17 protein-coding genes are annotated in these 25,008 nt (G+C 59.0%); 7 read left to right on the forward strand and 10 right to left on the reverse strand.

Translation table 11 applies throughout. The annotated features are described in order from the left end of the window. Positions 1-483 precede the first annotated feature (483 nt). The 6 genes from AC1DIG_RS05515 to AC1DIG_RS05540 all read right to left on the reverse strand — a co-directional run bounded on the left by AC1DIG_RS05515 (position 484) and on the right by AC1DIG_RS05540 (position 8,829). Positions 484-855, reverse strand: coding sequence for a DUF6124 family protein (locus AC1DIG_RS05515; protein WP_477766474.1), 372 nt, complete (start codon positions 853-855; stop codon positions 484-486). 414 nt (positions 856-1,269) lie between these two features. Next, positions 1,270-3,681 (reverse strand): glucose/quinate/shikimate family membrane-bound PQQ-dependent dehydrogenase, encoded by a 2,412-nt coding sequence (locus AC1DIG_RS05520; protein ID WP_477766475.1) that lies wholly within the window; start codon positions 3,679-3,681, stop codon positions 1,270-1,272. Positions 3,682-3,893: 212 nt separating this feature from the next. Continuing rightward, a complete protein-coding gene (locus AC1DIG_RS05525; RefSeq protein WP_477766476.1) occupies positions 3,894-5,276 on the reverse strand; it encodes a carbohydrate porin in 1,383 nt (460 codons plus the stop codon). A gap of 397 nt (positions 5,277-5,673) precedes the next feature. Next, positions 5,674-6,945 carry a glycosyltransferase gene (locus AC1DIG_RS05530; protein WP_477766477.1) on the reverse strand — a complete coding sequence of 424 codons (1,272 nt, stop codon included), beginning with the start codon at positions 6,943-6,945 and terminating at the stop codon, positions 5,674-5,676. Positions 6,946-6,955: 10 nt separating this feature from the next. Further along, on the reverse strand, positions 6,956-7,816 hold the full coding sequence (locus tag AC1DIG_RS05535) for a TauD/TfdA dioxygenase family protein (protein WP_477766478.1): 861 nt from the start codon (positions 7,814-7,816) through the stop codon (positions 6,956-6,958). 38 nt (positions 7,817-7,854) lie between these two features. After that, positions 7,855-8,829: an L-tyrosine/L-tryptophan isonitrile synthase family protein gene (locus AC1DIG_RS05540; RefSeq protein ID WP_477766479.1), complete on the reverse strand. Its 975-nt coding sequence runs from the start codon at positions 8,827-8,829 to the stop codon at positions 7,855-7,857. Positions 8,830-9,085: 256 nt separating this feature from the next. On the opposite strand from AC1DIG_RS05540, the gene AC1DIG_RS05545 reads away from it, so the two are divergent. Both AC1DIG_RS05545 and AC1DIG_RS05550 read left to right on the forward strand, forming a co-directional pair. After that, positions 9,086-9,316 (forward strand): VF530 family protein, encoded by a 231-nt coding sequence (locus AC1DIG_RS05545; RefSeq protein WP_019693422.1) that lies wholly within the window; start codon positions 9,086-9,088, stop codon positions 9,314-9,316. 9 nt (positions 9,317-9,325) lie between these two features. Beyond that, entirely contained in the window at positions 9,326-9,979 is a 654-nt protein-coding gene (locus AC1DIG_RS05550; protein WP_477766480.1) for a Pr6Pr family membrane protein, read from the forward strand. Between the two features lie 177 nt (positions 9,980-10,156). Here AC1DIG_RS05550 and AC1DIG_RS05555 read toward each other — a convergent pair whose 3' ends face one another. Next, complete coding sequence (locus AC1DIG_RS05555) at positions 10,157-10,942, reverse strand: siderophore-interacting protein (protein WP_477766481.1); 786 nt, start codon at positions 10,940-10,942, stop codon at positions 10,157-10,159. Beyond that, positions 10,935-11,513, reverse strand: coding sequence for a PadR family transcriptional regulator (locus tag AC1DIG_RS05560; RefSeq protein ID WP_477766482.1), 579 nt, complete (start codon positions 11,511-11,513; stop codon positions 10,935-10,937). The genes AC1DIG_RS05555 and AC1DIG_RS05560 overlap by 8 nt, the downstream gene beginning before the upstream one ends. Before the next feature lie 507 nt (positions 11,514-12,020). On the opposite strand from AC1DIG_RS05560, the gene AC1DIG_RS05565 reads away from it, so the two are divergent. The 5 genes from AC1DIG_RS05565 to AC1DIG_RS05585 all read left to right on the forward strand — a co-directional run bounded on the left by AC1DIG_RS05565 (position 12,021) and on the right by AC1DIG_RS05585 (position 17,679). Continuing rightward, positions 12,021-12,506 (forward strand): CS1 type fimbrial major subunit, encoded by a 486-nt coding sequence (locus tag AC1DIG_RS05565; RefSeq protein WP_477766483.1) that lies wholly within the window; start codon positions 12,021-12,023, stop codon positions 12,504-12,506. Positions 12,507-12,616: 110 nt separating this feature from the next. Then, positions 12,617-15,139 carry a CS1-pili formation C-terminal domain-containing protein gene (locus AC1DIG_RS05570; RefSeq protein ID WP_477766484.1) on the forward strand — a complete coding sequence of 841 codons (2,523 nt, stop codon included), beginning with the start codon at positions 12,617-12,619 and terminating at the stop codon, positions 15,137-15,139. A gap of 88 nt (positions 15,140-15,227) precedes the next feature. Further along, a complete protein-coding gene (locus AC1DIG_RS05575; protein ID WP_477766485.1) occupies positions 15,228-16,355 on the forward strand; it encodes a hypothetical protein in 1,128 nt (375 codons plus the stop codon). A gap of 45 nt (positions 16,356-16,400) precedes the next feature. Further along, on the forward strand, positions 16,401-17,144 hold the full coding sequence (locus tag AC1DIG_RS05580; protein WP_477766486.1) for a molecular chaperone: 744 nt from the start codon (positions 16,401-16,403) through the stop codon (positions 17,142-17,144). A gap of 34 nt (positions 17,145-17,178) precedes the next feature. Beyond that, the gene (locus AC1DIG_RS05585) at positions 17,179-17,679 is read left to right on the forward strand and encodes a CS1 type fimbrial major subunit (protein ID WP_477766487.1); all 501 of its coding nucleotides are present in this window, start codon (positions 17,179-17,181) and stop codon (positions 17,677-17,679) included. A gap of 1,206 nt (positions 17,680-18,885) precedes the next feature. Here AC1DIG_RS05585 and AC1DIG_RS05590 read toward each other — a convergent pair. Both AC1DIG_RS05590 and AC1DIG_RS05595 read right to left on the reverse strand, forming a co-directional pair. Further along, positions 18,886-21,420, reverse strand: a complete 2,535-nt coding sequence (locus AC1DIG_RS05590) for a dermonecrotic toxin domain-containing protein (protein ID WP_477766488.1) — start codon at positions 21,418-21,420, stop codon at positions 18,886-18,888. A gap of 186 nt (positions 21,421-21,606) precedes the next feature. Then, positions 21,607-24,753 carry a transglycosylase domain-containing protein gene (locus AC1DIG_RS05595; RefSeq protein ID WP_477766489.1) on the reverse strand — a complete coding sequence of 1,049 codons (3,147 nt, stop codon included), beginning with the start codon at positions 24,751-24,753 and terminating at the stop codon, positions 21,607-21,609. Positions 24,754-25,008 lie beyond the last annotated feature (255 nt).

Genomic DNA, 25,008 nt, shown 5'->3' on the forward strand with positions numbered 1-25,008 from the left:
CGGCACCTCGCCTAGGCTCGGCGTTCCCTCGCTCCGGTGTCCATCAGGGGGCATCGCCTACGGTCTGCTTCGCGACGACCTCCTCTCGATGTGTCCGGCTGCGCCGTACGGCGCTGCGCGCCCACCCCCTGATGAACACCTCCACTCGGCCTCCCGATAGGGGCGGGTGGATCAAGATCAACGGCGGCAGGCGAGCTAACGCTCGGCCTGTTGAGTGGTGGGGGCGAGTTCGATTTTTGTAGGAGCTGCCGCGGGCTGCGATCTTTTGATTTTGGCGACCTGACAGTCGGCCAATCTCCCGCAGGTGCATTCAGTTCAACTGTGGGAGCTGGCTTGCCTGCGATGGCGCCCTGACAGCCGACCAATCTCTTGTTGGTGTACACAGTTCAACTGTGGGAGCGGGCTTGCTCGCGAAGAGGTCATCGAATTCAACATCTCAGTTGACTGTCAGTCCGCTTTCGCGAGCAAGCCCGCAGTCCGGCGCTACCGCTCTTCCGGTTGATCGAAACTATCCAGTGCCCGATTCACCAGCAGTTCCCCCAACGAGACCATTTGCTGAATCGCCAGCGCCACATGCCGGCGCGTGCCTTCAAGCTCGAATGCCAGATCGCTGGCCAGCACATTCAACGACGCCAGGGTTTCCGAGGCATGCGCCAGCAAGGTTTCGTTATCCAGATCAGGGATGACCGCAAAGATATTGGAGGGGCGTTTATCGGGCAGGTTGCCCTTGTCGAACGGTGGTTTCAGGTAGTGATCCAGCGCCCGCTCGGCGGCGTCGTGGAGTTTTCTCGAGTCGTTGGAGGCGTAAGGGGAAGTACTTGGGGTTTCAGGCGGATTTGTAGTGATTTTGTCCAAGATGACGCTCCTAAGTGTACCTAACCTAGAGTGTGTTCGGACGGTCAAACCCGGTCGCTGAATTGGCAGCGACCACCAAAGACTAGTGATGCGGCTTCCCACCGACAACCTGAAAACCATGTCGGAAGCTTCTCTGAGTCCTACGTTCCGGCGGCAGTTTAAAGACGGTGCGGAACTACTCCCGTAGCAGCTGCCGAGCCTGCGAGGCTGCGTTCGGCTGCGTAGCAGTCGTTGAATCAGGCCGCGGGTCCTTCCAGGTAAAACGTGGATGCAGGATTTGCGAGGACTTCGTCCTCGAACGCAGCCTCGCAGGCTCGGCAGCTGCTACGGTTCGGAGCGTGGGAACGATTTCATCGGCCACAAAAAAGGCGACCACCTCGCGGTAGTCGCCTTTCTCTTAACTGCGGTTAACGCTTATTCCGACAGTTTGTAAGCGATCACATAGTCGCCCATCTTGGTCCCCAACGAACCATGACCGCCAACCACCAGCAGCACGTACTGTTTGCCGTCCTTGCCGGTGTAGGTCATCGGTGTGGCCTGACCACCGGCCGGCAGGCGCGACTTCCAGAGTTCCTTGCCGTTGTTGACGTCATAGGCGCGCAGGTACTGGTCCAGGGTGCCGCTGAGGAAGCCGACGCCGCCGGCAGTAACGATCGAGCCGCCCATGCTTGGCACGCCGATCGGCAGACCGATAGGCAGTGGCGAGCTGTCGCGGCTGGTGCCGTTTTTGCGCTTCCAGACCACTTTGTTGGTGGTCAGGTCGATACCGGCGACGTAGCCCCAGGCTGGAGCTTGGCACGGTACGCCGAATGGCGACATGAACGGGTGCATGGTCACCGCGTACGGTGCGCCGGTGTTGGGTTGGATGCCCGAGGTCTCGCTCTCGCGCTTGCTCCCGGCAGCCACTTCAGCCTGCGGGATCAGTTTGGAGACGAATGCCATGTAGTTCGGGCTGGTGAACAGCATCTGGCGAACCGGGTCGAGCGACACGCTGCCCCAGTTGAACACACCGACGTTACCCGGATAGATCAGGCTGCCCTGCAACGACGGCGGGGTGTACTGACCTTCGTAGCGCAGTTGCTTGAACTGGATGCGGCAGAGCATCTGGTCGAACGGGCTGGCGCCCCACATGGCTTTTTCGGTCAGTTCAGGGCCGAGCAGGTTGAGGTCCGAGCGGGCCTGGGTCGGCGCGGTATGGTCGCCGGTGACTGCGCCTTGCGGCGCCGGCACTTCGTGAATCGGCACGATCGGTGTGCCGTTACGACGGTCGAGCACATACAGGCTGCCCTGTTTGGTCGGTGCGATCAGCGCTGGCTTGATGCCGTCGGCGGTCTTCATGTCGAGCAGGGTCGGCTGGCTGCCGACGTCCATGTCCCACAGGTCGTGGTGAGTGAACTGGAAGTTCCAGCGGACCTTGCCGGTCGCCAGGTCCAGGGCCACCATGCCGGCGCTGAATTTCTCTGCGCCTGGCGTGCGGTCGGCACCCCACTGGTCAGGCATCTGGTTGCCCAGCGGCAGGTAGACCATGCCCAGTTTCTCGTCGACGCTGGCCAGCGACCACATGTTCGGCGAGTTGCGGGTGTAGGTCTTGCCCGGCGCCAAAGGCTCGGTCGCCTCAGGGTTACCGCTGTCCCAGTTCCAGACCAGGTGACCGTCGCGGATGTCGAAGGCGCGGATCACGCCGGACGGCTCGTTGGTCGATTCGTTGTCGGTGACGTGACCGCCCATGATCACCAGATCACGGGTGATTGCCGCCGGCGAGGTGGCGTAGTAGCCGCCGGGGGTGAACGGACCGATACCTTGGGTCAGGTCAACCACACCGCGATCGCCGAAGCCTTCGCAGACCTTGCCGGTGTCGGCGTTCAGGGCGATCAGACGAGCATCGGCGGTGGGCAGGTAGAGGCGACGCGGGCAGGCTTGCGCAACCGCTTTGCCAGCTTCGGAGATGACCGCGGCCGAAGCGTTGTCAGCCTTGGCGTAGGCGTTCTCGTCGTAGTAGGAAACGCCACGGCAGGTCATGTGGGCGAAGCCCTTGAAGCCCACCGGGCTCTTGATCTGCGGGTCGAAGCGCCAGATTTCCTTGCCGGTGTCTGGGTCCAGCGCCAGCACCTTGCTGTGGGCGGTGCAGGCATAGAGCATGCCGTTGACCTTCAGCGGGGTGTTTTCGTTGGTCAGCTCCACCGGGTCATCGGCGGTCGGCAGGTCGCCGGTGCGGATGCGCCAGGCTTCCTGCAACTTGCCAACGTTGGCCGGGGTGATCTGCTTCAGCGGCGAGTAGCGGTCGCCGAATTCGGTGCGGCCATAGGCCTGCCACTCGCCTTCGGGCATTGCTGGTGCGGTGCTGGTCATGTCGGCAGTGTCGCGGCCCAGCTCGCCCATGATCTCACCCGGGTGGGTGAACTGGCTGGCAACCGCGGTCGCGCCGGCCAGAACCACGGCCACGCTCAGCGCGGCAGTGCCCAGCGGAGCGGCGCCATCACGCAGTAGCGGACGGCGGAACCACGGCAACAGCAGGACTACGCCAAGGGCGAACCACAGCGACAGACGTGGCACTAGTTGCCACCAGTCGAGGCCGATTTCCCACAGCGCCCACACCGTACTGGCGAACAGCACCACGGCGTACAGGCCCAACGCCGCACGGCGGGCAGCCAGCAGCAAAATCCCGGTCAGCACCAGGCCGATACCGGCCAGCAGGTAATACAGCGAGCCGCCGAGCATGCTCAGCTTGATCCCCCCGGCCAGCAAGGCCAGGCCCATTAGCAGAAGCACGATACCGAGCAGGCTCGGTAGCAGACGGCTTCGACTCAAAGCACCATCAGTGCTCATAGTGTGGTTCTCCGTGACGTTTTAAGTAGTCCCGCGCCTGTTCACTGTAGATGACGATCAGGCGCAGGCAGGTTTCAGTACAAAAAGCTCAGTTGATGTACCCCTTGTGGGAGCGAGCTTGCTCGCGATGGCGGCTTGATATTCAACATCGATATCGACTGACAGATCGCTATCGCGAGCAAGCTCGCTCCCACAGGGTTTTGTAGCGTTTGTTAGAACGAGGACTGGATTTTGATCCCGCCGATCAGCGCGTCATCGACCTCATTCACGCCACCCGGATGGCGGATGTATTGCAGGTTCGGGCGCACGGTCAGCCAGTTGGTCACATGCACGCCGTAATAGAGTTCGGCGCTGTATTCGGTGTCTTGCGGCGGCAGGTAGGACGGGTCGTTGAAGTCGAAGACCCTGTGCGCCTCGTTGATCGCCTCGGCGTTTTTGCGAAAGGCCGGGTTGACGTGGACCCGGGCCATGGCGAAGCCGATGTCGTCCTTGCTGCGGGCATCGAACAGGCCTTTGTAGACGACGCCGGCCTGGACATAGTTGTCGACGGCGTTGGTCTTTTTGTCGTGCATCGTGCCGTTGGCAAACACACTCAAGCCTCGCGAGTTATCACTGGCGCGGCTGGTCAGCTGTTGCTGCACGCCCAGCCAGACGCCGTGCTTGCTCGATGCGCTGCGGTAGGGCTGACCACTCAGGGCGGCGGGTTGGCCGTTGCTGTCCTTATAGACGTCGGTGGCCTTGGCGCTGCTGTAGTAGTAACCGGCGCGGTATTCGCCCGGCAGACCGTTGAGTTTCGGTGTCCACACCAGCTCCACCGGCAGCACCGTGCCTTGGGTGCCGCTGCCGCTGAGCTTGAAGCCGTTGTCGCGATCCAGGTTTGACGGGTTCTGTTCATAGGCGCCGATTTGGGCGTAGAGCTCAGGCGTCAGGTGATATTTGACCCGCAGCGCCCATTGGCTGACCGGCCAGTTGTACCAGATGCCACCAGCCCAGTTGCCGACCTGAGACCCGCAGAACGCCAGGTTCTGGAAATCGCAGGGGAAGCTGTTGAAGTCTTCGCCTTCGCCAAAACGACCGGCCTTGATGTCGAGTTTCTGGTCGAAGAATTTCTGCTGATACCACATCTGCGTCAGCCGGGTGGTCTGGCCACGGCCCCAGACTTCCTGGGCCGAGGTGAAACCGCCGACACGCGGATCGTTGACCCGGTCGTTGCTGATGTTGTTGCCGCTGCGTTCGGTGATGGTCAGCTGAAATTCAGCGTCGTGCCAACCGAGGATTTTTTGCAGGTCCAGGTGCGTGCCGAGGCCGAACTGGTCGCTGTAGCGCGCGGTGCGGTCGTGGTCGTAGCCGCCGTGCAGGTTGCTACCCATCTCGCCGGTGTAGTCGAGCTTGAAGTCGTAGCCTTTCTCCGCGAGTTCGGTGCGTGTGCCGTTCCAGTCGCCGAGCATCCACGGTGAGTCGCTATCGAATGCAGGGGCAGCTTGAGCGCAGGTGGCAAGGCCGAGGGCGCTGAGCCCACCGATCAGGCTTATGGCTTTTCGGGCAGCAACAGTTGGGAAGACAGCGCTGTCTCGCAAAGTCTGAATGTCAGGCATAGAGAAGGAGTTCTTGGTCTTTTAGGGGAAGAGAGCTGAACGCTGCGAAGGGAAATCGGGCAGGTGAAGCGATTCAGCTTTTAGGGTTGCAAGGATAATGATCTGTAACAAAGAGAGAAAGGGCTTTTCTTGACATGGATCATTTCGGATTTGGTAACAGTGTGAGCAACGCATAAGTATCTTGCTGTCCTACGCCCTACGCCCTACGCCCTACGCCCTACGCCTGTAGCAGCTGTCGAGCCTGCGAGGCTGCGTTCGGCCGCGCAGCGGTCGTAAAGTCAGGCGGCGCGTTCTTTCAGGTAAACCGCGTACTCAGGATTTACGAGGACTGCGTCCTCGAACGCAGCCTCGCAGGCTCGACAGCTGCTACGGGTGTTGGCGGGGAATGGGGGGGAGGCTAAGCCTCCGCGCGGCACAGCTCGCTGACTATTTGCGCCAGTGCGTCATGCCGTGAAAAGTCCTCGGCAATGGCTCTGGCGTTCGCACCAAATGCTGGTGTTTGCAGGATCTGCTCCACCGCATGGGCAATCGCCTTCTCCGCCGGATAACTGGTGCCCAGATTGATCCCGCACCGGGCCCAGACCACTCGCGCAGCAGTTTCGGCTTTGTCTTCGCCGGTGCCGGCAACGATGATCGGTACGCCATGACAGAGTGCGCCGTTGACCGCGCCATAACCGCCGTTGGTGATGAATACCGAGGTCTTGGGCAGCACCTGATCGTAGGACACGAAGTCGGTGAGCCGGGCATTGTCCGGTAGCGCCGCATCGGTGGAACGTCCGCCAGTGAGGGCGAGCACCTTGACCGGCAGATCCGCCAGCGCTCGCAGGGTTGGCAGCAACAACTGGTTCAAGTCGGCGTTGGCCAGGGTGCCTTGGGTCACCACTATCAATGGCCGGTCATCGCCGGGAAACAGATCAGCCACGGTGTGGGTCGAGGGGCGCTTGACAGTCAGCGGCCCAATGAAGCGCACGCTGTCGGGCAAGTCCGCACGAGGGTATTCGAAGGCCGCGGTGGAGAGCTGGAGGAATCGGTCCGCGTTGAGAATCAAGCTGTCGGTGACCGCCGATTGCAGCAGCGGATGTCCATGCTCGCTGAGTGTGGCGTTGAAGTACGCCTGCACCTCATCAATCAATTGTTGGGTGGTTGGCTCCACCAGGGTGCTTCGGCTGAGGTCGTCGGGCAACAGTGCCGGGGGAATCCTCGGCCCGTAGAAAATCGAATCACGCGAAGACCAGGTCAGCGGCGTGACGCCAATGCACACAATCTTCGGTCGTTGAGCTTGTGGACCGAGCAACAGCGGCAGGGCGCCGTAAAAGGTGTTTTCGATCAGCACCACGTCAGGTGCGAACTCGCTGATCAAGCGGCGCAGGTCCTGATCCTGCAACGGCATGGCGTCGGCGAAGAAGTTCTTCAGTGCCAGGGCCATTTGCGCCGGGCCCGGTGGCAGCGTGGCGCGTAGCGGGAAGTGGCTTTCCAGATGACGGTAGTCGAAGTCGATGCGCTCATCGAAGGGATAGAACCGAGCGCCGGTTGTTTCGACTTCCTGGCGAAACAACTGGCCACTGAGTACGGCGACCTGATGTCCCAGCCGGATCAGTGCTCCGGCAATTTTCAGCAAGGGGAAGATGTGTCCCGGCGTTGCGGTAGCGGCAATCAGAATGCGTGCCATGGTGATGTCCTTATCGTTTGAGCGCAGTGTTGATGCACACTGGCGAGCCGTGGATATGCACCCGCTGCAAGTGCCGGGCACAGCGGCTGGTGAAGGCCTCGCGACCGTGCAGCAGGGAGAAGTTGTCGGCGATCACCACGTCGTTTTGCTGCCAGGCATGGGCGTAGAAATAACGCGGGTCATGCAGGCGTTCGTGCAGGTCCTGTTCAAAGTGCTCAATCTGTTCCGGCGCCAGGCCGTGGTATTCCAGCGCATGGCGGTTGAGGAAGCGCATGTCTTTTTCGGCCGGCTGGTTGTAGCGCAACACCCACTGCCCATCGCGTGGGTCGGGGACCAGCAAGGGCGAGCAGACTTCGCCGCCGTAGTGCACGACTTTCTGGATCCGGTACGTCACGCTAATGGTTTTCCACAGCTCTACACGCGCGGACGGTGCGTCGGCCAGCAGGGCTCGAGTGTTGAGGAAGGTGGTACGGCCGCCCTGGTTTTGTTCCGGTGCATTCAGGCAGTTGAACAGCTGGAACTCCGGGATTGTTGGCTTGTACATGCCGTCCCAGTGCAAGGGCACGCCGCTGTGATCGAAGATATGGTCGGTGGCGTCGAGGTGCTCGCGCACATCCAGCACCGCGCCGAATGGCCACATTTTGATTTCGCCCCACTGCTCGGCATAGCGGGTCAGTGACGGTGAGTCGACAAAGGTTGGGGCGAACCCGCGCAGAATCAGCAGGTGATGCTCGCGGGCCAGGGTCCGCAGTTCGCTGACGGGCAATTGTTCAACGGTCTGCCCGCTGAAGGCGGGACGGATCAGCAAGCCAAAGGGGCGGTTAGCCGTGACATGGAAGGACGTTGTGGCGTTGACAGCGTGATGGTTCATGGTGAATTACCAGACGTAGAAAGGACAGGACGCAGCGCTCAGGCCACTTCGACATGGCGCTGCGTGGTGACCTGGTAATGGCTGTGCGCGCCATCGACCCACACCGGTTCGGCGTTGATTTCCAGGGCTTCGGCTTTCTTCATCAGCACGAAGGTGCCGTCGATCTGCACGGCAGTGCCGTGCCATGGGGTCAGCCAGTCGTCCTTGGTCGGCAACATGTGGATGCCCATTTTCAGGCTCGATGCCGGCTGTGGATGGATCGACAGGCGAATGGCCTCGGGGAAGCACTGGGCCAGCAGATTGCCCCAGGCCCAACTGCTCTGAATCACCCCGTAGGCACGTTGCCGCGCATCACGCTGCAACGCGGTTTTGGAGCCTTGGTAGTCTGGCAGCAAGCCGTCTTCATAGAGAAAACGGGTGATGGCGCGGTACAGTCGCGTGCCGTCTTCATCGCTGATCAGTTGATCGCGGATCTCCTCCAGCGGGTCGGCATAACCTTTGATCAGGGTTGCGCGCAGGGTGTTGTAGTCGCTGCTCAGCGCAGAAAACTCCTGAATATCCCCCAGGTTCAGCACCTCCAGCTGCGACAGTTTTTCATCGCGGATCAGCGCTTTGATCTGGTGTTGATAGACGTTGATGGTGTCGTCGGGGACGCCGATCAGGTCGGAGAACACATGACCGTCGGAGCAGATCGTCAGCCGGGCGCCCGGTGCGTAGTGCTGCTGGATGTTCAGGCAGACCTCGTTGAGAAACCTCAGCGAGAGTTTTTCGGCCATGTCCGGCACCTCGCCCAGTACTTTGTTCGGGTTCGGTGATTTGGCCGGGAATGCCGGCAGCACAAACTGGATGGGGCGGTTCTGCGCCACGAAGGCTTCGATGCGCGGTAACTGGATTTGCCTGACGAGGTGGTCTTCTGCACGGATGTCCTGGTCGGCCGCCGAAAAGCGTCGGCGGTATTGCAGGATCTCGTCGAGGATGATCGAGGCGTGGGACTTGTGAGTGATTCCTTGCACGAAAGAGCTCCATTTGTTGTAGGAAACAAGAAGGCGTCAGCGTGAAGGGGGCGATAGGGCGAAGTGCGGTACATATGTATATGTTTTGATTTTTTTTACGTGCACGTGAGGGACGCGGGCGCGGTTACCGATTGTCTGGAAGTCACCTACAGTTAACCCTGCGATGACGAGCGTCATTGCCCAAGGCCCTTCCACCGCAGGACACCCTCGGCTAAGGTGCGCGGCTTCCTCTACTTTCTTCGTTCAAAGGCCCGGCATGACCGAACAGAACACCAACCCGCTGCACGGCGTGACCCTGGAACAGATCCTTAACACGCTGGTTCAACACTACGAATGGTCGGGGCTGGCCGAGCGCATCGACATTCGCTGTTTCAAGAGCGATCCGAGCATCAAGTCGAGCCTGACCTTTCTGCGCAAAACCCCGTGGGCCCGGGAGAAAGTCGAAAAGCTCTACGTAAAGTTGATGCGCACCAAACGTCCGCTCTAAGGAATCGCAATGCCCGCCGAGCCGACTCGACTGTCGCCCGTCATGAGCCGTTTTACCCGTTTGGCCGCCGTGCTTGGCTGGCTGGGATTGAGCATTCAGCTGTACCTGGTGTTTTACGGTCGCTGGAGTGTCAGCGCCAGCCAGCTCGGTGGGCTGGTGAGTTACTTCAGTTACTTTACGGTCCTGACCAATACGCTGGTGGCCTCGGTGTTGACCTGTGCCGTGACTACGCGTGAGTCGAAAGGCCGTACGTTTTTTTTACAGCCGTGGGTCAGCAGTGGGATCGCCGTGAGCATTACCCTGGTCGGCCTGGCGTACAGCCTGTTGTTGCGGCATTTGTGGCATCCGCAGGGCTGGCAGTTCGTTGCCGACGAGTTGTTGCATGACGTCATGCCGCTGCTGTTTCTGTTCTATTGGTGGCGGTGCGTACCCAAGGGCACCTTGCGTCTCGGGCACATCGGTTTGTGGGCGATTTACCCGGTGCTGTATTTCGCTTTTACCTTGCTGCGTGGGCACTCGCTGGGGCTCTATCCGTATCCCTTTATTGATGTCGAAAAACTCGGTTATCCCCAGGTGTTTATCAATGCCAGCGGGATATTGCTGGGGTTTGTGCTGATTGCACTGGTGGTGGTCGGGCTGGATCGCTGGCGCGGACATAAGTAACGACACCTCTTTGCGTGCTGCCCCCCGTAGCAGCTGCCGAGCCCGCGAAGCAGCCGTAAAATCAGGCAGCGCGTTCTTTCAGGTAAACCACATACGCAGGATTTGCGAGGCCTTCGGCCTCGAACGCAGCCTCGCGGGCTCGGCAGCTGCTACAGGATGTCGAACACCGTCAGGTGATCACTCTTCGTCGCTTTCGTCGAGTTTCCAGTAGCCGACGGCTTTCACCTGATCCTGATTCAAGCCCTTCTCGTCCAGCAGCACGCGGCGGATCTGTCGTGAGGCTCTGGATTCTGTCGCGATCCACGCATACAACTCGCCACTCGGCATGGGCAGTTGTTGCACGGTGGTCAGCAGGTGGTTTTTGCCGGCTTCGCGCAAGACCCAGATCACCTTGACCTCTGCCGGGCTCTCGAGGATTTGCTGTTCGGCGCCGTTTTCGATTTCCACCACCACCAGAGCGCGACGGTTATCCGCCAGGCCTTCGAGGCGGCGGGCGATGGCGGGCAGGGCGGTTTCGTCGCCGATCAACAGATAACTGTCGAACACATCCGGCACGACCATCGAACCCCGTGGCCCGCCGATGTGCAGGAACTGGCCGGGCGCGGCCTGCGCCGCCCAGGTCGCGGCAGGGCCATCGCCGTGCAATACGAAGTCGATGTCCAGTTCCAGCGTGTCCAGGTCGTAACGACGTGGCGTGTAGTCACGCATCGCCGGCATTGGCCCGTTGTCCTTGCCTGCGCCCAGCACCAGGGTTTCCAGTGTGGCGAGTTCCGCGGCGGTTTGCGGGAAAAACAGCTTTACGTGGTCATCGGTTCCGAGGCTGACGAAGCCGGCCAGTTCCGCTCCGCCGAGGGTGATCCGGCGCATGCGCGGGGTCAGGTCGACCACCCGCAGCACTTCCAGACAACGGCGTTTGAGTTCGTGGCTGACGCGGTGAATGGTTTGCACGATGACTTCAGTCATTCGCCTTCTCCTGAACAGATTGAACGACAGGGCCATCGACGATGGCTTTGGCAGTGTTGTTGAGCAGGTCGCGCACCCGCAGGATTTCTTCCGGGCTCCAGCGGCCGTGATGCATTTGCAAGGCGTGACGCAGGTTGTGCACCGCTTCGTGGATCTCGGCCGGTCGGTCTTGCCCGCGTAACGAACGCTTGCTGACCTCGATGCGCATGCGCACGCCGTCCAGGGCAATTGCCTGCTCGCTTAACGACAGACGTCCGGCGTCGGTGATGCTGTAGCGTTTTTTTCCACCTTCGGCATCGCCCTGGATCATTTCGCTTTCTTCAAGGAAGGTCAGGGTCGGGTAGATCACGCCGGGGCTCGGACAGTAGGCGCCGTCGAACATGCTTTCGATCTGGCGGATCAGGTCGTAGCCGTGGCACGGCTGCTCGGCGATCAGTGCCAGCAACAGCAGTTTCAGATCGCCGGGGGCGAAAACGCGCGGGCCGCGACTGCCGCGTTCGCGGCCGGGGCGTTTCTCAAAGCCGTCGTGGCCGTCGCCGTGCTCGCGGTGGGGGGAATGATGGTCTCTCATTTTTTGCTTCTCTTGTCATGCTTAGACATAACTTAAGATATATCTTTGCGGGTGAGCAAGGCATTTTCGGAGAGAGCCTTGCCTTGGCCGACGAGCGGTGGCGAGCCTCTGAGCTGTCATTCAGAGCAGTGGCGGAGACTTTTATCCTGAGGCCGGTTATTAGCCTGAAAGTTAAAGCTATCGCTCTAATGTACTTGAGCATATATTCTAAATTACTTAAAGGTCCCGTATTTACAAGTTGAAACCGCTGTATGGTTTTTTAGAAATAACTGTAGGTAAGGCATAACCTACAGTTAGTGTTTTGTATTTTGGTTTTTTATATTTTTTTCTGTCCTGTCATGAAGTTCTTGAACTACGCGGTCGTCGGAAGTTACCTGCTTACATTCCAGAGTGAACAGTCGATCATGCCCTGGCGTTGAAAGTCCAAACCAACACGAGCCTTTTTCGGGTAGGCGTTGTTTGAACTTTCAATGAGCCAATCCTTTTCAAGAAAACAGGTACTGAATGATGTTCAAGAAATTCGCAATCGCTGCTCCACTGGCTGTTCTGGTTCTCCAATCCTCCATGGCCTTCGCTGCAGGCGAAGCGGCTCACTCCATCAGCCTCATTGCTCACGTGCCAACCAATGGCTTCTATGTGGTACCGACTGACCCGGACCTGGTGAACAAGGACCAGGACATGAGTTACCAGCCGACCACCGGCAAGATGGGTGAAGTCAACGGCTTCTTCGATGTGCGCAACAACAACGGTTCGGTTCACGCCAGCCTGGAAAGCGCGCCGAAGCTGATCTCCGGTGCCACAACGATCGATCTGCAAGTGTTGCTCAACAACAAGGTATTGACCACGACACCGCAAATGGTCGTGGGTGAATCTGAGTCCGACGTGAACTACCGCGCACCACTGAATATCAAGGCGTTGACGACCAACAACGTGCCGGGCGACTACACCGGTTCAGTGGCAATGATCTTCGATGCCGTTCCGCCGGTCCAGTAATCGGACGATCAGGCACTAAACGCTAACTTCTATAAGTAGCGTTACCCGGCGGACAACCTGTATGGCCTGTCCGCCGGATTCCAACCCGTTCGCAATCAGAGTAAGAGTTCATGTTCCCGATGACACCCATCGCGGCTGCGCTTGCGCTGTTGTTTTGTGCCAGCGCGGCAGCGGCACCTGTTTCTGCCGGTACGACACCGCGAAGTCTGTTGGCCCAGGCCAAAGGTTTGCCAGCAGATTTCGAGGAACATTTTTTCGATGTGCCGTTGGCCGTCAGGGTGGAGCTCGATCAACAGCCACTGGGGGAAGCCATGGTGGTGTTGTCCCGTGACGATCGCATTACGTTGCTCGCATTCACCGATACCAGCGAAAACCGTTTCGGCCCCGCCGAACAAGAGAAGTGGGCCGCGTTTCTCAAGCCTGGCGTGGCGCTGGGGGCTTGTACCGGTTCCTGCCCGGATCAGGTACTGGCGGTGCATTACAACCTGGAAAACTCACTGGTTTCGATCCTCACCGAGAACGCCGAGCGCGATGTCGAAGCCAAACGCTACTACGATCAGCCCGACGGCGGCAGTAGCGGCCTGATGGTGCGTAACCAGCTCAACCTCAATGGCGGCCAGGATCAGGATCTGGGCGGACGCTTCGGCCTTGAAGCCAGCGCCAGCCTGGGCAACTGGAGCCAGACCTTCAACATGCAACTGGCCCGCCTCGGCGGCCCGGATAACAAGCTTTACCGAGCCGTGCATGAGCTTTACACCCAGCGCGAACTGCAAGGCAGTTTCTTGCGCCTGGGCTATTTCACCCCCAATTCCGAAGGACTGACTCGCCAACCCCGTACGTTTGGCACCAGCCCCGACACGGCTGTCGGTGTCATGTATGGCAGTTCCGACAGCCTGGCCATCAACAGCCCCATGCCCAGCGTCTATCCGATCTACGTCACGGCCAATCGCCAGGGCTCGGTGGAGATCTATCGCGATGGTCTGTTGATCAATACCCAGTCGGTGCCGGCCGGTTTGCAGACCCTCGACACCCGCCCATTGCCGGGCGGTATTTATGAAGTGGAAGTGCGGCTGATCGAAGATGGCCAGATCACCTCCACCACCCAGGAGCTGGTCTACAAACCCAACAACTGGCGTAACCTCGACGAGCGCTGGCGCTACAACCTGTTTGCCGGGGAAGAAAGCAAACTGCTGAGTAACTGGGACCAGCAGTCCAGCGGTAGCCCAACAGCCGGGGCCTCGATCAACTACCTGATGCATCCGCGGGTGATTCTAGGGCTGTCGGCGCGACAGATTCGCGAAAAAATGCAATATGGCACGTCCATCGACTGGACCCTGGCCAACCACATCAGCCTGTATGCCAACGTCTACCAAACGCAGGATCACGGTACCGGCCTCGATCTGCAAAGCCTCTACAACTATGGCGCCGGCAGCCTGGTGATCAGCCACAACCGTAGCTGGCTGGACACTACCGATATTTTCGAGACCCTGCCGGACGGCACTCGGGTGCGTCAGCGCAATGTATTCAAAGGCGAAACCAGCAACTCTTCGCTGGCGCTCAACCATCGGCTGAGCAGCAAGAATTCGCTCAATGCACGGGTGTCCCACAGTGAGGGCAATGTCAAAGGGGTCGGCGTCGATCTGGGTTGGAGCCAGCGCACCGTGCTGTTTGGCAGCGACGCCAACTGGCGCCTGTCGCTGTTCGATCGGCCGGGCAGTTTCAGCAGCGGCAATGATCGTAATCGCGGGGTCGATTTGAGCCTCAGCCTGGCACTGGGCACACCCGGCCAGCAGATCACCGGCAGCATCGGTTCGCGCACCGCTCGTGACGGCGGTCGTGACAACAACGCGTCGCTCGGCTGGCGTAAAGACCTCAAGGATCATGTGCTGCAAAACATCTCGGTCACCGCGCTCACCGATACCTACGGCGTCGGTGTGTCGAGCCTGGCGAATTTTCGCACCGATGCGATCAATGGCGATGGCTTCATCCAGCGTTCCTCCTACAACGGCAACTTCACCGGTGGTTTGAACATGGACAGCACGCTGGTGGTCGGCGGGCAGCAGATGCTCATGACCAGCCAGTACGAAATGCGTGGCGCCGGGATGATCGTCGATGTCGAGTCGGACATCGACGGCATCATCCTGCGCGCCGATGACTACAGCGGCGGCAGCGCGGCGTTGAAGCCGGGGCGCAATTTCATCCCGATCACGGCGTACCAGAACAGCTCGGTGAGTTTCGATTTCGAAGGCAACCATGTGCCGGCGGCCACCATCGAGCCGGCGCGTACCCGCTATCACCTGAACAAGGGCGGGGTCGACTACCGCAAGATCCAGGTGATGAAAACCCTGACCGTGTTGGGTCGGCTGGTCAACGAACAGGGGCAGCCGCTCAAGGGCCACCACGTGATCAACCACGCCAGCCGTGGCGTCACCGAGGTCGACGGCTTCTTCTCGATGGAAATGAACGCCGGTTCGCCGACCCTGGAAGTGCGCCAGGATAACCGTCTGCTGTGCCAGTTCCGTCTCAACGAGAAAGAACATCGCAGCGAAAACAACGTGTTGATGATCGGGGATTTGCGTTGCACGCCGGACACGCTTGCCGATGCAACCATTACCGATCAGAAGGCGGGCTAGGCCTATGAAAAGATTTGCTTTCTGGTTGGGGATATCGATGACTCTGAGTCCCCTTGGCTCGCATGCGGCAAGTCAGGAAATCCGGGCGTTGTTCCAGCCTGATCCCGCTCATCCAAACAAGAATGAATTTGTCAATCAGACGCCGAACAGCGGGTATTGCGCGAACTATCCGGCGCAGTGCGCCGATCACAAGATGTTCAGCATCCAGCTGCCGATCCGTTTCAACTCGATTCGCACCATACGGGCAGGCGAAGCTATCGCACTGAAAGTGCCGGCGAACTGGCGACAACTGACGATCACCAATAGAGATACACAGGAGACGGAAACCGTCGAGGTGCGCATTATCGGCATCGGTTCGGACTTCATGTTGAGTGATACCGCCGCCAATCTGGTGGGTGTGACGGACACGCTTGAAGGTCATCAGAAGCTGTGGACCACCAGCAGTTGGGTTTATGCACCGGCTCCCTGTCAGTACAGCGGAGTTGGCGCCTACTCGCCCAAGACCTACCGTTTTTTCTGGAAGGCTCCGGTCGAAGCAGCCTGTGCCAAGGTGGCCGCTTACACCATTCCGGCCATGTCGTTTGAAGGCGTCGATATCGCTTACGAACTGCGAACCCCCAATCCCCTCGGAATGTCCTCCGGGCTTTACACCGGTTCTTTGGCCTATACGCTCGGCTCGGGCGGGGATTTCGATTTCGGGCCATTGATGGACCCGGACGACAGAAGCCTGACCCTCGACTTCGTGCTGGATGTGCAACACACCTTGAAAGTCGACCTGCCGCCGGGGGGCAACAAGGTCACGTTGGAGCCCGAGGGTGGCTGGCAACGCTGGATCGACAGCGGGCGCAAGCCCGACCGGATTTACCGTGACCAACTCTTCTACATCTCGGCCTCGTCGCGCTTCAAAGTCAAGATGCTGTGCGACTCACTGGGCGGTTCCGATTGCATGTTGCGCGGCTCGATACCGGGAGGTAGCACCATGGTGCAAGTCAAACTCGACTTACCTTCCGGTATCGACGGCCCTGGTGGGGGTAGCGGTCAAACGCTCGCCCATAACCTGTGGATAGGTCCTTATCAGCCCACGCAGTACGTGGACCGAAAACCCGGCACGTTGCGATTTGAAATGCCGCGCAGTTCGATCGAGTACCTGCTGCGGCCTGGGGCCTCCGGAACGGCGCGTGGAAACATCACCATCATCTGGGACTCCGAAATCTGATCCGGCGCGTTAACCCTTTTCATTTTTTTCATGAGGTTCAAGACGATGACACGTCTGTTTATGTTGTGGCTGCTGGGTGTGTTTAGCGGGATGGCGAACGCCGGGCCGCAAATCAATGTCGGCACCGTGTATGACTATCTGGATGGCGACAAGAGTACCTACTTGAAACGGGTATTCAACAGCGGCGACAGCACCGCGTTCGTCAAGGTCAATGTGCTGGAAATCGTCTACGGCGCGGATGGCAAGCCGCAGGAGATCCCGGTCGAAACCGCTGCCGACGGTGCGTCGCGCAATGGAGTCATGGCCAGCCCGGCGCGGCTGATTGTCCCGGCCCAGGGCATGCAGGGCACCCGCTTGCTGTACCTGGGTGAACGGGACCGCGAGCGTTACTTCCGGGTGCGTTTCGTGCCGGTAGTGCCGGAAAAGGAAGATGAGTTCCTGGTCAACGATGAGGAACGTGATGACTACAAAAAGACCCTGTCGGCTGGGGTCAACGTGATGACCGGTTTTGGCACCGTGTTTTTCGTTCGGCCCAAGAATACCCGCTACGACACGGTGATCAATGACACGCCCGGCCGTTACGTGTTGCGTAACAACGGCAACACGGTGCTGGTGGTCGATGAATTCAAGAGCTGTTCGCTGAGCGATGAAGCCGACTGTGGGGCCACCACCAAGCACCACGTCATGGCCGGCCATACCTTCGAGTTCGACAAGGAAAAGGGCCGCGAATACCGATTCAAACTGATCGAAGGCGACAACAAGAAAGATCTGAAGGTGGCGAGCCGCTAACGATCTACCGCGTCAATGGAAGCAGGTATCGAACATGAACAAGCATTGCGCCGTCGTCGCACTGATGGCAATCACCGGACTGATGAGTGACACGACCTGGGGGGCCCGGGAAGAACATATCTTCGAGGTGTCCCTGACGATCCCGAGTCGGCCGTTTTATATCATTCCCGCGGAACCGGACTGGATCCACCGTCCTCAGCATCTCGAATGGAACTACCCCACCTCGACCATGGGTGGGTTGCGCAAGTATTTCGACGTGCGGCATGACACCAGTGCCATCGAAGCGCGGCTTGATAGCCCGGCCTACCTGTCGAACGGACGGTCGGGCGAGGATATCTGGCTGCGGGTCAGTTTCAATGGCGTTGTGCTGGGGCCTGAGGTACCGCCGCGAGAAGTGGTGTCGAAGGAAGACGCGGCGGTGGGCAAACGGGTGCTGCTGGAAATCGACCCGGTGAAACCCGCCGGCGGTTATCGGCCGGGAGACTACAGCGGCAACGTGATGCTGCTGTTCAACGCCAGGGCGCCGGGTGCTTGAAGGCCCGTTACACACTTCCACTGATCAGCAGGCGGTTTGCACACATGAAAAGGTCTACAGGCTGGCTGGGGTTGCTTGCGGCATTGAGCATGTCGGCGCCGCAGGCGGCGAATCAGGAAATCCGTGCTGTCTTCCAGCCCGATCCTGCCAAGCCCGGTAAAAACATGTTTATCAACACAACGCCGAACAGCGGTTATTGCGCGGACTATCCCGCGCAGTGCGCCGACAACAACATGTTCAGTATCCGGGCCCCGCTGACGTTCCAGTCGGTGCGTTCGCTGGTACCCGGCGACAACGTGTCGGTGCGCGTCCCTTCCAACTGGCGTCCGCTGGTCGTGACCAACAGGGATACGCAGGATACGGCGATCGTCGAAGTGCGCATGGTGGGCGTCGGCTCGGAATATCACCTGAGCCACACGGCCAGCAGTCTGGTCGGCATTACCAATCCTATCGAAGCCCATGGCCTGCTGTGGGGCAGTAGTTTTGTTTATGCTCCGCCCCCCTGTCAGTACGCCGGTATGGGTTTAGCGAACTCTTACACGTTCCGGTTTTTCTGGAAGGCACCGATCGAGGCAGCCTGCACCAAAACGGCTGCCTACAGGATTCCGTCGATGGCGTTCTCCACGCTCGATTTCGCCTACGAGTTGCGCACGCCCAACCCCCTGACCATGTCGACCGGGCAGTACACCGGCTCGATGCCTTACCTCCTCGGCTCAGGGGGACACATCGATTTCGGCCCATTGATGAGGCCAGTTGACAACTACCTGACCCTGGACCTGGTCCTGGACGTGCAGCACACCCTTAAAGTCGACCTGCCACCGGGTGGGAACAAGGTATCCCTTGAGCCCGAGGGCGGTTGGCAACGCTGGATCGCAAGCGGTATTCCGCCCGCGCGGATTTACCGTGATCAAGCGTTCAATATCTCTGCATCCGCGCGATTCAAGGTCATGATGCAGTGTGATTCGTTTCAGCCTTCCGGGCCAGATTGCCGATTGAGAGGACAGTCGAATACCACTTGGGTGCACACAAAGCTCAGTCTGCCCGGAGGTATCACGGGTCCCGGTGGGGGGGCGGTAAAAGATCTCCCGTTGATGAACAACGAGTGGGTGGGCCCGTTTCAGCCAGGCAGCTATGTGGATCGCCAGTTGGGCAACCTGCGTTTCGAGATGCCCCAGGACGCCATCGCGTATGCGGTGCGCCCCGGCGTCAATGACACATTGCCTGCGCAGATCTTTTTGCTCTGCGGGCATGTCGGCTGCCTGTACCCAATCCTGTTGGGCGGTTCGCAGATCGTCCAGCTGATCGAGTTTTTCCTGATGAATGCGTTTGTTGTCCTCGAGTTCTCCCGGGTAGGTTTCTCGCAGGTACCCACTGGCTTCTCGGGAGTTCCTTGCCTAGCAAGGCCTTCATTTCTGTGTCATCGAGGAAGTCCACGAGACGTTCCGCAAATTTGCCGGCCATCATGTCTGGAAGGCCGATGCTGAGTGTTGATTCATCCGGGGCATTGGCGTTGCCATAGGTGCGATGCGCCCCGCTCAAGTCAGCATTTTCATAGACCTTCAGGGCTTTGTCGGCGGGCCAGCCCGGCAAGTCCGGGGCTATTCGTTCAAACCAGTACGATGCCGGATCCAGAGGTTGCCCGGTACGAATGAGCTGGACTGTATTCTTGGTCTCATCCCAGGTCTTGAAGCGTGTGAGGGTATCGGCCAGCAACGGTGGCGGTGCGGCGTTCTCGACGTGCATCCTGCGTAACGAGTCGTCTGGAGTGCCGCTGATACTGCGAAGGTATCCAAGCTCCGTGTCGGTGTAGCCATCCACGGTGTGGCCCAGACGCCTCATCAGCCTGGAGCCTTCCCAGTCTTGCGGTTTTTCTCCCTCATGGGTCCAGGCCCCTTGACCGTTGTGACGCAGTTGCGGTGAATAAGCCTGTGGACGAGACGGGTGCTGGATGCGATGAAGGCCGCTGTCTGGATCGTGTTTCACCTCGTAATGCTTGCCTTCCAACGGCAAGATATTTTTGCCCGCGTGCTGGTGCAGACCCAGAGCGTCGGGATTCGACGTGGCGGCCAGCTGCAGATTCGGTTGTTCGTAAGGCTTGAGATCCGGGTTCCATAACCGGGTCTTGCCGTCGGACGATTGCACCGGCTTCATGCCGTCGACCAAGGGCGACAGTTTGAGACGAAATTCGTTACCGATCGCGGTGCCAGCGCCGAACGCGGCAAGCTGAATGACATCGGTAACGACCCCCACCACGTGGTCGGCCACCTCGGTCCAATGCCCTTCGGCCAGGTCCACCACGCCTTCGATGACTTCGGTGGTCAATTGATAGGCGGTATAGGCCAACATCAATTCACCCAGACCCGGAACAAAGGGGGTTATCACCAATAAGGCTGCGTTGAAAATGTCCGAGAGCATTTTCGTGAAGTTGTCCCACCACGCCCAGCGTGCCTCCCTGTCGGCTTTGGCCGTCGGCACGGCTATCTCTTGGGCGTCATTGATGATCTTGTTGATCTTTACCTGGTAAAGGTGCTCCCAGAGGTCCTTGGTGATCGGCGAAACACGAAACTCCAGGTAGGGCTTGTCCACGGGGGTTGAGCGCCATGACGGGCCTTGATCGAAGGGATCTTTTTCATACCATTCGATGATGTTCAGTCGCTGGTCGAGACCGGCGAAGAAATGTCCGCGCTGCTGCTGATCGACGAACTGGCTGAAGAACTGCCAGTAGTTGCCTTGGGTCGACGAGATGAGTTGGTTTTTCTGCAGCTGGCGCGTCAGCTCTTGCACGAACGCAAGGCCTGAGGTGTATTCCTTCAGCGGATGCTCGGGGTCATGGGGGACATACGCAATCAACCTGTCAGTACCGCGGCTTTGTTGTGCGACTGCGGTAAAAAGCACGATACCGGTCAAGGTGGCATCCATGATCGAGAGCTCGCAGCACTGCATGACTTTGCCATCCAGTGTGAGTCCGGTCTGGCCATCGATCATTCCCAGAACGACGTCGTGGGCGTTTTGCGTGACGTCCTTCTTCATCAATGCCAGATGCGCCGCTGCCTTGAGTGCGGTTTTCTGACTGGTATTGACCTTGTACTCGAGGACTGCTTTCGCCACCTCGTCATGCGGCAATAAAAATCGCCTGAGGTATCGGTTGTACCGAACACCGATATCCAGTTCCCGGCACAGTGTCTTGAATTGCTCAATGGACATCTTTTTCTTGATTGGTTTTACATCGAAGTGTCCATGTGCATCGGGTTTGCTAATGAAGTCGGAGTCAGCGGTAAATGCCTCGGCGCTTGCAAAGTTATGCAGCGCTGCATCCAGTAAGGATACGGTTCGGCTCGCGTAGCCCGGTTGTGTGTTAATGACATACCAAGGGGTTTCTTTGGGGAAGTAAAGGCGTAAATAAGTGGACTTTACATCTTCGTCAATTCCATGGATTTCTTTCAGTTTTGAGGTGAGCAGCGGTTCGGCGAACGAATAAATGTCCTGTATTTTTTCAAACAGTTGATCTGTCTGGTTTTGCGCATCCCAGGCATGCAGATTGGCGCTGTTCAGCCTGTCGTGGCCGTCATTGTCATACCAGTCCTTGATCGTTGCCCGCGTTGCGCTCAGCGCAAGTGCTCGGTTGAAAGAAGTATTTTTGAATGTGTCGCTTACCGAGTTTTTTATCAGTTCATAGTGATTGCCTTTGTTATGATTTGAAACGATTGAAGTTGTAGGTTGGGTGTCTTGCAAGTTTGCCATGAACATTGTCTTGGGTGTTGAGTGAGTCAGTAGCGTAATCCTCCTGGCCTGGAAAAAAAGTCGGAATAGTTGTTGGTAATGACTGGAATGTGACGTGTGATGCTTATTATTTTGAATGGAAGTAATACATAAATAGTGACTGTGGTTGCTCACGTTAAGTTATGGCGACCAAGTGGTCGCCTGCCGTCACCGCTGCGATACTTGAACCGGCTGACACATTGTGTGGCTGCCCGGTTGCAAGTAAGGCGTGAGAATCGGCGCCATACCCTTGAGCACCTGCACCGGCAACGCCGAGGTGAATTTAAAGGATTCGGCCGAGGCGCCTGGCACGAAGGCGGTGAGGGTGCCGAAGTGACTCTCGCCAATGTAGAACACGAACGTGGCGGTGCGGTTGATCGATTTCGAGCTCAGAACACGTCCCCCGGAACCGAAGGCTTCAATGCGGTTGTCACCGGTGCCGGTCTTGCCGCCCATGGCCAGCGGGGTGCCGTTTGGCAGTTTGAACGTACCGGCGACCCGTTTGGCGGTACCGGCGTCTACCACTTGTGACAACGCTTCGCGCATTGCCGTCGCTACTTCGGACGGCATCACTCGTTTGCCTTTGTCCGGGTCATTGATCACCGTTGTTTCATACGGTGTACCGGCGGCGAAATGCAGGCTGTCGATGCGCAGGGTCGGCATCCGCACGCCATCGTTGAGGATCGTCCCGATCAGCTCTGCCAGAGCTGCTGGCCGATCGCCGGAGCTGCCGATGGCGGTGGCCAGTGATGGCACCAGGTGGTCGAACGGGTAGCCGACTTTCTGCCAGCGCTGGTGAATGTCGAGGAAGGCTTCGATCTCCACCATGGTCCGGATGCGGCTGTCGCGAGCGCTCTTGTGCCGGCTCTTGAACAGCCAGCTGTAGACTTCCTGACGCTCGAATTCACTGGCTTTGACGATCTGGCTGAACTTGGCGTCAGGGTGGTTCAGCAAGTAGCCCATCAGCCACAGGTCCAGTGGGTGGACCTTGGCGATGAAGCCCTGGTCGGGCAGGTCAAAGGCGCCCGGCCCATAGGTTTTATAGAGTTTCTCCAGGCGTTCGTCAGTGAGTTTTTCGTTGGGTTTTCCCGTGGATTTTTCGATATTTTTATCGGTTTTCTTGGCCGTTTTCAGGTGCGCGCGCACAAAGCTGTTGAAGCTTTCCTGACTGGCCTCGGGCAACAGGTAACGGTGCACCGCGGCCAGGCGAATCGCCGTCGGGTGCATGCTGTCGAGGAAGGTCTCGAGGCGAGCCTGGGTGTCCTTCTTCTGGTACTTCTTCCAGAAGCGCAGTAAAAACGCGGTGCCCTCATGGTCGGCGAATTGCGCCAGATACTCCTGGCGCCGTGGGTTGTCATCGTCACTGAGCAACTGGCCGCTGCTGTTGGGGCCCGAGTAAGTGCTGTAGCGCACCAGGTCGCGCATCAGGCGAATGAACGGCAGGTTGATCGATTCGCGCAGGGCGTCGCGCAGGGTCGGGCTGCGGCCGTTGTCTTCCTTGCGGAAGTTGTGAAAGGTGTGCAGGCCGCCGCCAGTGAAAAATGATTCGCCGGGGTTGGCCGAGTACGTACGGTTGAGCGCTGCATCGAGCATTTTCGGCAGGCTGCGGTCAGCGTTCTGGATCAGGTAATCAACGGCCCAGCGGCTGATCACGTCCTGCTCGGGGACCGCGGTTTTTTTCAGCACGGCCGGTGGCTGGTCGCCATAACGGTCGTGCAGTTCGGAGATGATTTGCAGGTAGGAGGTCAACACCCGCAGTTTGGCGGTGGAGCCCAGTTCCAGTTTGCTGCCTTCGTTGATGTCGAAGGGTTGATCGGTGCTGTCGGTCTGCACGCGCACCCGCGAGCCATCGGGGGTCCGCTCGAACAGGGTGAAGCTGTAACGCACCTGGGTCGTGCTGGTGGGGGTCAGCAAGTGTTCGCCAAGCAGGCCCAGTTGTGCAGCATAGGTCGGGTCGGCCAGATGCTTGAGGTACTCGGTGGCTTTGGTTTGCAGGTCGTACTGCAAGGTGCTGGTGGCCGACAGGTCGAGGCGATCGAGGTCATACAAAGGGCGATTGAGCAGGGCGGCCAGTCGGCTGCGCGCCACACTGATGCCCTTGTTGGATTCGATCGGCTGAATGGTCGGCTGTTGTTGCCAGTCGCGGTAGGTCACCTTGCTGGCCAGTGCGGCAGCGGACAGCGGGTCGTCGATCACCCCATTTTGTGCGAGCAGGCGGATGTGGCTGTCGGTGAGGTCTGCCAGTTCGTCACGGCCATTGGCCAAGTAGTGTGAAGGCCGACGCTGGGCGATCATCAGCGACAGTACCTGGCGCAGGGCCAGACCGCGTTGAGACAGACTCAGCGGGTCACTGGCAACACTCGCCAGGGCTCTATTGACCTGATTGAAGTCGGCGCCGTACCACACGCGCAACCCTTCGGCCATGCCATGCACTTCACCGTGGCCAGGCACTGCCGACAACGGCACGCTGTTGAGGTAATCGCGCACGATGTTTTGACGAGCCGCGAGGGTTTGCGGGCCATCTTGATAAGCGCGCACGCTGGCGGAAATCATCTGGCGGATTTTCTCGCTGCCCGACACCGTGAGGCCATCGGGCGAGTGGCGGTATTTTTCCAGTTGAGTGGCCAGGGTGCTGCCACCGGCAGTCTGACCGGGCAGGTGCAGCAGTTTGGCGATTTGCGACCAGGCCGCCTTGCCAAAACGCGGCCAGTCCACAGCGGGGTTGGCCAGGGGTTGTTTGGGGTCGAGAAGGTCGCGGTTCTCGATGAACAGCAGGCTATGCACCACCAGTGGCGGGATTGCGTCAAAGCTCGAATACAGCTGCTGCGGATAGTTGTACTGATACAACGGCGAGGCGCGGCAGTCGGTAATGGACAGGCCAGCCTGGATTTTCTCCGCGTAGGGCACGAAGAAGCCCTTTTCGCTGTAGTCGAACAGTTTCGGTGAGAACCGGGTTTGCGCGGAGATCATGTAGCCACGCTTGAGCAAACGCGGCAAAAACTCACCCAGGGAGCTGTAGCCCAGGCGCTTGTCGAAAGGCCCGGCACCCGGATAGAAAATCGAATCGCTGGGCCCCGGTTGCATCGAGTAACTCAGCGATGCAGCAAACTGGCTGAATTCGCGCGATTGCAATTTCGAGGTGCGCATTTCCTTGGAGGCTGCCCAGCCGAGCGCAATCAGAATAATCAGTAACAACAACCAGAACAGTCGCCAACCATAACGAGGACGGCGAGTTTTTTTCGGTGAAGGCGCTTCTTCCACGCTATCGGTTGGTTCCACAGTTTTACTCGAATCGGATTGCCACAAAGCGCCCATAGTCGATTGATCCATTCACGCAGATTTATCGGACTTGTCTGAAGCTTAGTCGCTGGTTGGAACTGGTGAAAAATTTGTGAATGCAGAATTTCCGACGGTCGTCTGATCGTGACCCTGTGGGGAGGGGGCTTGCCCTCGTTGGCCGTTCCGCGTTCGGGCGTAGCAGTCGCAGGTAAAGGGCATGCGGTGTAGCCGAAGGAATGGGGGTACCGGTTTTGGGGCCGCTTTGCAGCCCAGCGGGGGCAAGCCCCCTCG

The organism is Pseudomonas sp. 05N431, assembly GCF_056397005.1.

Coding starts and splice junctions, on each gene's coding strand:
- AC1DIG_RS05520 (WP_477766475.1), bottom strand. CDS start 3,681: ATGAGCACTGATGGTGCTTTGAGTCGAAGCCGTCTGCTACCGAGCCTG.
- AC1DIG_RS05525 (WP_477766476.1), bottom strand. CDS start 5,276: ATGCCTGACATTCAGACTTTGCGAGACAGCGCTGTCTTCCCAACTGTT.
- AC1DIG_RS05530 (WP_477766477.1), bottom strand. CDS start 6,945: ATGGCACGCATTCTGATTGCCGCTACCGCAACGCCGGGACACATCTTC.
- AC1DIG_RS05535 (WP_477766478.1), bottom strand. CDS start 7,816: ATGAACCATCACGCTGTCAACGCCACAACGTCCTTCCATGTCACGGCT.
- AC1DIG_RS05545 (WP_019693422.1), top strand. CDS start 9,086: ATGACCGAACAGAACACCAACCCGCTGCACGGCGTGACCCTGGAACAG.
- AC1DIG_RS05550 (WP_477766480.1), top strand. CDS start 9,326: ATGCCCGCCGAGCCGACTCGACTGTCGCCCGTCATGAGCCGTTTTACC.
- AC1DIG_RS05555 (WP_477766481.1), bottom strand. CDS start 10,942: ATGACTGAAGTCATCGTGCAAACCATTCACCGCGTCAGCCACGAACTC.
- AC1DIG_RS05560 (WP_477766482.1), bottom strand. CDS start 11,513: ATGAGAGACCATCATTCCCCCCACCGCGAGCACGGCGACGGCCACGAC.
- AC1DIG_RS05565 (WP_477766483.1), top strand. CDS start 12,021: ATGTTCAAGAAATTCGCAATCGCTGCTCCACTGGCTGTTCTGGTTCTC.
- AC1DIG_RS05570 (WP_477766484.1), top strand. CDS start 12,617: ATGTTCCCGATGACACCCATCGCGGCTGCGCTTGCGCTGTTGTTTTGT.
- AC1DIG_RS05580 (WP_477766486.1), top strand. CDS start 16,401: ATGACACGTCTGTTTATGTTGTGGCTGCTGGGTGTGTTTAGCGGGATG.
- AC1DIG_RS05585 (WP_477766487.1), top strand. CDS start 17,179: ATGAACAAGCATTGCGCCGTCGTCGCACTGATGGCAATCACCGGACTG.
- AC1DIG_RS05590 (WP_477766488.1), bottom strand. CDS start 21,420: ATGGCAAACTTGCAAGACACCCAACCTACAACTTCAATCGTTTCAAAT.
- AC1DIG_RS05595 (WP_477766489.1), bottom strand. CDS start 24,753: ATGGGCGCTTTGTGGCAATCCGATTCGAGTAAAACTGTGGAACCAACC.